The organism is Consotaella aegiceratis (assembly GCF_036541425.1).
In the GTDB taxonomy this organism is placed as follows: domain Bacteria; phylum Pseudomonadota; class Alphaproteobacteria; order Rhizobiales; family Rhizobiaceae; genus Consotaella; species Consotaella aegiceratis.
Genome location: NZ_JAZHFT010000091.1, coordinates 1 through 5978, shown reverse-complemented (window position 1 = coordinate 5978; position 5978 = coordinate 1). Strand labels below are relative to the sequence as shown.

The following is a 5978-nucleotide window of genomic DNA, read 5'->3' as shown; positions in this document are numbered from 1 at the left end:
ACCACATCGACGACTGGCGGCGGCGCTATGCCTATGTCTCTGGAAAGCGCTCGGGCGCGGACTGGAACTTCGAGACGCCGACCATGGTGCCCTCGGCCGAGACGCCGTCGCTGGTGGAGCTGCCGGAGAACGCCTGGCGCGAGCTTTACGAGTTTCCGGCCCGCGCCATGGACGTGGCCGCGCACGAGCGCATGGAAAAGCTGCGCATGCAGGCGTCCGAGGCCGATCACGACCGGGTGCAGGCCGCTTCCAACATCAGGGTGGTAGAGCCGGGGCGACGGTTTTCGCCCTATGAGGTCGCCCATCCGGAAAAGGCCTACGAGGAGCACGTGGTGATCCGCGCGGTGCACCAGGTGGTGGACCGCTCCTACGAGACGGCGGAGGACGAGCCGGAATACCGCAACGCCTTCGAGGCGATGCCCTCGCGCGTGCCCTTGACGCCGCACAGGACGACGAAACGCCCGCGCGTCGAGGGGGCGCAGGTGGGCATCGTCGCGGGCCCGGAGGGCGAGGAGATCCACTGCGACCAGTACGGCCGCGTGAAGCTGTGGTTTCCGTGGGACCGGCGGGCGAAGAAGGACGGCTCGGACACCTGCTGGGTGCGGGTCAGCCAAAGCTGGGCGGGCGGCACCTGGGGCGGCCAGATCATCCCGCGCATCGGCATGGAAGCGATGGTCTCCTACATCGACGGCGACCCCGACCGCCCGCTCATCACCGGCCTGGTGCCCAACCCCAAGCAAAAGGTGCCCTACGACCTGCCGGCGAACAAGACGCGCAGTGTATTCAAGACTGACAGCTATAAAGGGTACGGCAATAATGAGTTACGATTTGAAGACGCTGCAGGATATGAAGAGGTTTATACCCATGCGCAGCGCGACAAGAACTCAATTGTCAGAAATAATGAAACCCGCCTGATTCAACGGCACCTTGTGGAAAAAACTGAAGGTCATAAAGGTGATTACGTTGGCGGGAGCCGTAGAAGCGTCGTCCATGACAACTGAGATACATCGGTTGGTGCGAGTTATAATATCACAGTTGGTAAACAGTCCTTATCATCGACGATGACTAGGAGGTTTTCATTCGTGAACGACAAGATAAATTACGTCTTGAAAAAATACTTTTTGCCTGTTCCTGAGACTGCGGCTACAACCGGTTATTCGTTATTCGTAGACGGCAAGAAGACAGAGTATATCTCGGATATCTCTACAGAAGCTATTGGCATTGCTAAGCTTGAGACAATTGGTTCTCATAAAAGAACCCAAGTTGGAAAAGATTACATGACAACGGTTGGCGTTAATCATGTCGATATCGTGGGATCGAAACGCTCCATAAAGGCCGGAGATACAATTCAACTCATTGCCGGCAAGAGCCGACTGAAGTTATCGGCCGATGGCACGATCGAATTGACCGGAGTTCATATCAAACTGATAGCTAATAAGATTGATTTGAACTGATGGGACAATTCGAAGCCAGAGAATATAGCTCGTCCTCAGGCGCGATTCTGCCGCCTCCGCAGCTCAAATTGCAGGAGAGCAGTGTGGATCCTGATGAATATATCAATGCTCAGCTTTCGGAGGAACAAAAAGAACAACTTATAAATTCTGCTGAGACATTCTCAAACATTCTACGCCTCAGCGCGACAAGTGTATTTGGACTGGAAACGGAGACCTATCAGGCTGAAGAAAATGTGGAGCACTACCGGTTTGGCAATGGCGCCGACCGCACCTATTCAGAAAGCGATATTGCTCGAATGGAGCGCGATATTCCAAATTTTCCTGGAGGGCGAAGCGGTGAACTCGCCGAGTTTATAGAGTCCATTCGGGGACAGTTGACATCTGAAGGTGGCTCTCCACGGTTTTTTCACCTGTGGAACAATTCCCAGAATAACGCCTGGAGTTCTGTGGACTCGAACAAAACACCATGGTTTTACGCTGTAGGCTTGTTTAATTTTTCTTATTCAGCAAGAGTTCGCGTGAGCGGATTGACCGCGATTATCGAATATAAGACATATATTTTTGATAGGTACGACTGGAATCCTGGTCAAGGCATCGAGGTGCCCAAAGGCTCGATCGTTCCGCCGCATTTAGGCGTGGATCAGGCGGATTACCTTGTTCCGGGAACAATAGATCCGCTGAAAAAATTTGCTCTTCCTGGCGAAAGTCGAGCGTATATTTCGCAGTCAACGCGAAATCCGGATAGATATTTTGTAGCGGATGAGGTTATGTGTGCTCTAGAGGCCGCCGGAGAGGCGAAACGTTTCAACATAGTCGGAGCATCAGCAATAAAAACCATAAAGGTATACTTCTAGGTGAAGTGAGATGAACCGATATATAGCATTTATAGCGTTTTTTTTTCCAGTTTCTGCAACACTTGCGGCGTGTGGAGATCAGTCGATGCATTGGGAAGATTCGTCTGTTGAGCGGTTGTATCACGATGGGAATGATGTTTACCTGAAAGACGAGTTTGATATCGACCGCGTTGCAGTCAGAGGATTTCAGGATGAAACCTATTTGTTCGAAGGTCGTTTAAAGAGGCCTCTGGAAACTACGCTCGTGGAGCTTCGAGGTAAGGGTTTTGAGCGCTTTATCTGGGAGGGGGCAATGGGAATGACGGACAGGGCCGATCCTGACACACCAAGCTGGTGGGATTGGGCGGGCGACGGGAGCGTGCGTCTTTTTCTCAAAACGCGTCGCCCTGAAGATCACGACCGTCGTGAGATCCATCTATGGATCGGTGCTGCTGGCCAGCATGTCTTCGGTGAAGTTTTGCAATTCTGAGTCGAATTTTTGTTTCGAGTCAATCATGCGCGTCCGCGCGGCAGGTGCATGTTCAGGCTCTCCTGCGAATTTACTGCGGGGCGAATCAGCAATGGCTGTTGGCAAGTTTACACCCCGTAAGGAGTGGTCCGCCGATGATCGCGAAAGAGCCGATCTTAGGACCGTTCTTCGTCGAGTTGTCGAGAATGTTATCCGGGTACAATTTGAGATAATTGTACGTTGTTTTTTAGGGTAGCCGGCGCCGGTGGCGTTTCGGCCAGTCAAAGGCATGGCGGTGGCGCTTGTTTCCCCTAGGAACGCGATGATCAACAATCCTGTCCTGAGTATCGCTTCGACCTTGATGGGGATCTTAGCCGTCATGGCACAGGATCAGGCTGACAGACTTTTCGTCTTGGAAGGTCGGCGAGAAGCCGGTGCTGCTTTTCCTATTGAGGGTTTCGATCGTCTCGATTTCCGGACCGCCAAGCTCGACGGCTTCATCTGGAACGAGAGGGACGAGGCGGTGTCGCAATTCGATCCGGCCGGCCTCTTCACGAAGTTCAAAGAGGTCGATCTCGGCTATGATCCCGCCAATCGGGATCTCGGCGAGATTCGCATCTACGCCGCCAAGATCGTTCCGGAAAAGGTCGGTCTAGCGGCCGATTACGGACGCTTCCTCGCCGCCGAGTGGGGACCGCTCAATTTTGGGGTGAGGCCGCGCACGGCCACCTTTGGCGAGGTGATGACCGGTCGCAAGTCTGAAGACGGACAGGACTTCACCCGCCTCTCGGTGTTTCGCCGCGGTGACGAACTGCTGGTCATCCGGGCCGACGGGCCCGAGGCGAACTGGGGGACTTTTGGCGCCCAGGTGGCCGCCTTCGTCGGGTCCTTGGTGTTCGACGACGATAGGACCGAAGACCCGATCTTGGCGTCGTTCAAGTCCGAGAGCTTGGATGTACCCGCCGCCGCTGGCCGGCCTGGCGCGATCGAGGTCGATCTGCCGCCGGCCTGGCGGGCGCTCCAAATCTCCAGTGATGACCCCAACAAGGGCGTCTACCGGTTCTATGTCGACGGCGCCGACGAGGCGCAGAACAGCGGTGCGATGCTGTTCTCGCTCGACCCCGGCCGATCCCGCGAGGTCGACGAGGAGAACGCGCCGGAGCTGGCGCAGGTTTTGATCGGGATGTTCCTCGACAACGTTCTGCCCGACCAGCGGCGCGAAATGAAGCTGGTAAGCACTGGCCGCTTCGCGGAGTTTGACGGGCTGGTGGACTTCAACGGTTACTATTCGTTCAAGGTTGACTTCCCGAAGCCTGGCATGCCGGCCGGCACGAGCGTGCTTCTCACGATGAAGGGCGGCCAAGTGACTGGCTACGCCGCGATCGCCGCCTATCCGACCAACATGGTCCACCGTGGCGCAGCGCTTCATACGATGCTTGTCGAAGAACAATTGCGCAAGGGCGTGAAATTGTACTGGGAGCAGATCGGTGAGAGCCCTCATTAGTCCGCGCGGCACCAGTTCGATACTTTACGGTCGCCGCTCGGACGAGGGTGAGCCCATATCGAGCGAGGATGTCAGGCCCGGAGGCAATCGAAGAGTCGTCATACTTTAGAACCCGGAGTTCAGGATCCATGCCAGCAGCACATCGCAAAGGGGATATCGGTTCCGGCCACAGCTGCCACTTTCCGCCGACGCCTGCGACCGGCGGCAGCCCGAACGTCTTCGTCAACGGCCGACCTTTGATGCGGGTTGGCGACGCGTATGTCGCCCATCCATGCGTCGCCGGCCATGCCGGGCCGCACGGCCGAAAGCTGGCCGAAGGCTCGGCCTCGGTTTTCATCAACGGGCGCCCGGCAGGCCGATTGGGCGATGCCATCGACTGCGGCGGCAATGCCCAGACGGCCTCCTCGAACGTCTTCATCGGAGACGAGGGGCCGGGCGGCAGCGGTCGCGCCGCCTGCCAGCGATCGATGGCCGCGCAGTCGATGCCTTTCGTGAAGGGATGACGGTGGCCTGATGAGCGTGGAACCGGAAAAACCGCCTCAATCCACGGACCCCACCGGCGATCTGCTCGCGGTCCTGCGGCCAACCATCGCCAACCCCGCGCGTCGCGTCGTCGTCGCAGTCGACGGTGCCGGGATCGGCGAACTCGACGGCAAGCTGTCCGCGCTCGATCTGCGCGCGCGGCCGCTCTATCACGGTTCGTCCTCGGCGCTGGTCAAAGCCGGGCCCTACACGATCGATCTCTATGCGCCGGCCGCACCCGAAGCGGCAACGCCCGAGCCCGAGCCGGCGGCGGACCTTTCGGACGAAGCGTTGGCGGCCGAGGCCGATCGGCTGGCGGAAACCATGCGGCAAGCCCTGGAGGCCGGCGACAAAACCGGCGGCGGCGTGCTCTCGGCGCCGCAGGAGGAGGCCAATGACACACACGAAGGCACTCTCCGCGAGGTGGATCCTGGCGCCGCTGCAAAGCGGCTCGAAGCGCTCGTCGGTCTGGTCGGCGCCTCGCCATTCGTCGTTTTCTGGATCGGCGGCTCCGACCTGACGGAGGACCGGCTGCACCGGCATCTCAGGACTCTGAACAAGGTCCTCATTCCGGCCGGCTGGGGCGAGGACAACGGGCTGTCTGCACTGGGTGGAGCGGCAGGCGACGATCCGAAGGAACTCGCATCACCAGTTCAAAACGAGACGGTGGGCGGCACCGCGCCGCAGGAAGCGGTGCTGTTCCGCCATGCCGACGGCAACGTCCTGGCGCAGGTTCTGCCGTGTCTGGACGGGGCGCGGCTGGCGCGGGTGTTCGGCCCCGCCCGCGCGATCCTGTTCGTGTCGCCGGACTATCCGGCCGCTTCGGGCCGCATCCTGCACCGCGCGCTGAGGCCGGACGACCTGCCGCCGCCGCGCCCAGGTATGCTCACTCTCGACGTCTCTGTCCTCCGTGCCGTCGAGGCACGGCGCCTGGAGCGAATGAAGCCGGATTTCATCGCTTATCTGCGCCGACAGGCTGGCGCCCGCGTCGCCCATGTCCCGGACGAGCGGTTGGGGCAGGAGATCACTGCATGGATGAGGTCCGGGTACGCTAACGGCCTTCGCACCGAGGCCGGGCGTCCGGCGCCGGCGCACCACGGCGTCCGGCAGGGTTCGCTCGCGGTGCGACCGGATGAATTGCCCGAGCAAACGGCGCTGTTCGTCAGTGGTCATAGGTTTCAATATAATAGGATAAA

Annotated in this window: 7 protein-coding genes; all 7 read left to right on the top strand. The window is 58.8% G+C overall.

Going from position 1 to position 5978, the window contains the following annotated elements:
- A partial coding sequence (gene tssI / locus SMD10_RS24750) for a type VI secretion system tip protein TssI/VgrG (RefSeq protein ID WP_331688395.1) occupies positions 1–1001 on the top strand: 1001 nt, incomplete at its 5' end.
- An 81-nt stretch (positions 1002–1082) separates the two neighbouring features.
- A complete protein-coding gene (locus SMD10_RS24745; protein WP_331688394.1) occupies positions 1083–1454 on the top strand; it encodes a hypothetical protein in 372 nt (123 codons plus the stop codon).
- On the top strand, positions 1454–2308 hold the full coding sequence (locus tag SMD10_RS24740; RefSeq protein WP_331688393.1) for a hypothetical protein: 855 nt from the start codon (positions 1454–1456) through the stop codon (positions 2306–2308). The genes SMD10_RS24745 and SMD10_RS24740 overlap by 1 nt, the downstream gene beginning before the upstream one ends.
- A gap of 85 nt (positions 2309–2393) precedes the next feature.
- On the top strand, positions 2394–2777 hold the full coding sequence (locus SMD10_RS24735) for a hypothetical protein (protein WP_331688392.1): 384 nt from the start codon (positions 2394–2396) through the stop codon (positions 2775–2777).
- Positions 2778–3078: 301 nt separating this feature from the next.
- A complete protein-coding gene (locus SMD10_RS24730) occupies positions 3079–4260 on the top strand; it encodes a hypothetical protein (RefSeq protein ID WP_331688391.1) in 1182 nt (393 codons plus the stop codon).
- Between the two features lie 128 nt (positions 4261–4388).
- Positions 4389–4763, top strand: a complete 375-nt coding sequence (locus SMD10_RS24725; RefSeq protein ID WP_331688390.1) for a PAAR domain-containing protein — start codon at positions 4389–4391, stop codon at positions 4761–4763.
- 10 nt (positions 4764–4773) lie between these two features.
- Positions 4774–5978: hypothetical protein (locus tag SMD10_RS24720; protein ID WP_331688389.1), on the top strand; the 1205-nt coding region annotated here is incomplete at its 3' end.